The following is a 1,694-nucleotide window of genomic DNA, read 5'->3' as shown; positions in this document are numbered from 1 at the left end:
TTATATTCTTACCAATGTAATTTATTTCTTTCGTTAAATCCCTATAAATCTTCATATCTACTTCAAGTTTAAAATGTGTTTTTGCACTATCAATAAGAAAAGCTGAAACGTTTTTATATCCTAATTCAGTTGCCTTATTTTTTATATAATCTTTTTCTTCATGCTCTAAAGACATTTGCAAATATGTTGTTCTTCTTTCAGCCATTATACACACTCCTTTTTTTAAAAAAACTCGAGCGAAGCGACAACAAATATCTAAGCAATTTTGCCAAAAATAGCTTAGATATATTTGTAAAGGTCGTAGGAATCTCCTACCAAGTCAAAAACGTAGTTTTTGGGGTTTGTCATGACAAACCCGTAGCTTGCCCTTTGCTAAAACCTCAATATTTCTTTCTGAAAATTATATCATCTCCGTCCAAAAAATGGTATAATTTAGTTAAATACTTTATAAAGGGGTTGGTCTGAAAATGGTTTCTGTAGATGAGCATACACAGGTCGCAATAGAAGTCGTAGCACAGTCTTTGAAAATATCAGAACAAACTTTATTACGTCTTTTAGAGGCATTATCAAAATTACTGGAAGGTAAAGAACAAGAACCAAAAGATTTTATATTTGATGATAAAACTAAAGTTGGAAAAAAAAATTAGCGACCTTATGAAAAAACATGAGAAAACTGGTGGCATAGTTGCTTTAGATGAAAATTTAACAAAACAACAGTTAAATGATTATCAAAAAGAGTTGAAAAAATTAGGCGTGGATTTTTCTGTTGTAAGAAACGGTAAAGAGGATTATTCTTTCTTTTTTTCAGCAGCACAGGCTAATGTAATTGAAAAAGCATTAAAAAATATTGTTGAAAGAAAAAGTGCGGTGTTAGAAAAAGAAGAAGTGAAGACAGCAGAAAAAGCGTTGAAAGAAGTTCGCCAAGATTTAACACCAGACCAAGCCGAAAAAGTAAAAGAAGTTTATGATGAAATTACAACAGCAGAAAAGAAAGAACCAAAAGAAAATAATATAAATTATGATCGTTTGTCAAAACAAGAAAAGCTTCTTTATGCAAAATTAGAGGAGCTTGATGAAATCAAAAGAGGGTTGTACTCGCAAGAAGTGAATCGTGTTGAAAAACTGTTTGAAAACCGTTATAAGCAAGATATAGAAAAAGAGCCGAAGTTAACGGAAAAAGATACGAATAAAGAAAAAACTGAAGTTGAAATAAATGCTAAAGATAATAAAGAACAAGTTAAAAATATGCTAAATTCATTGAGCAATGATGAACAAAAATTAATGCTACAATATACAAAAGTTATGTCTGAAGGATTAAGTAATCATTATGCAGAGAAAAGCTCGTATAAAGAGTCAGATAAATTTGATGAGATGTTGAAAGATTTCACTCCTGAACAGATAGAAAAAATAACCGCTGTTGTTAATCAAAATATATACGCTGATATAAATTCAACCGAAAAACAAAATGGAAAAATTCATGTCAAAAATTTTCAAAGTATTCTTACAGATGTGAAGAAAGAAATGGCAAAAGAAACGAATAAAGATGCCTCTAAACAAAAGAAAGTGGAGTTTTCGATGAATGGTATTAAAGAAATTGATGCCAAAATCAAGAAAGAGGAAAAAGAAGTATCGCAAGATAAGAACAAGAAACAATCAATTAGTCGATAAATCTTTAAAACGATAGATATATTTTT

The 1,694-nt window shown here is 29.8% G+C and carries 2 protein-coding genes and 1 pseudogene; 2 read left to right on the top strand and 1 reads right to left on the bottom strand.

The annotated features are described in order from the left end of the window. A pseudogene (locus ATL10_RS30665) lies at positions 1–205 on the bottom strand (hypothetical protein); the annotation flags it as partial. A gap of 262 nt (positions 206–467) precedes the next feature. Here ATL10_RS30665 and ATL10_RS31540 point away from each other — a divergent pair. Then, complete coding sequence (locus ATL10_RS31540; protein WP_181419378.1) at positions 468–647, top strand: hypothetical protein; 180 nt, start codon at positions 468–470, stop codon at positions 645–647. Between the two features lie 7 nt (positions 648–654). Then, on the top strand, positions 655–1,668 hold the full coding sequence (locus tag ATL10_RS30660; RefSeq protein ID WP_258375856.1) for a PcfB family protein: 1,014 nt from the start codon (positions 655–657) through the stop codon (positions 1,666–1,668). Positions 1,669–1,694 lie beyond the last annotated feature (26 nt).

It is taken from the genome of Bacillus sp. 196mf (assembly GCF_003217275.1).
Classification (GTDB): Bacteria; Bacillota; Bacilli; order Bacillales; family Bacillaceae_G; genus Bacillus_A; species Bacillus_A thuringiensis_S.
Note: the sequence above shows the minus strand (reverse complement) of the source record. Positions and strands in the feature narration are given on the sequence as shown.

Excerpts from the sequence above, each read along its gene's own strand:
- ATL10_RS31540 (WP_181419378.1), top strand. The coding sequence starts at position 468 with ATGGTTTCTGTAGATGAGCATACACAGGTCGCAATAGAAGTCGTAGCA.
- ATL10_RS30660 (WP_258375856.1), top strand. The coding sequence starts at position 655 with ATGAAAAAACATGAGAAAACTGGTGGCATAGTTGCTTTAGATGAAAAT.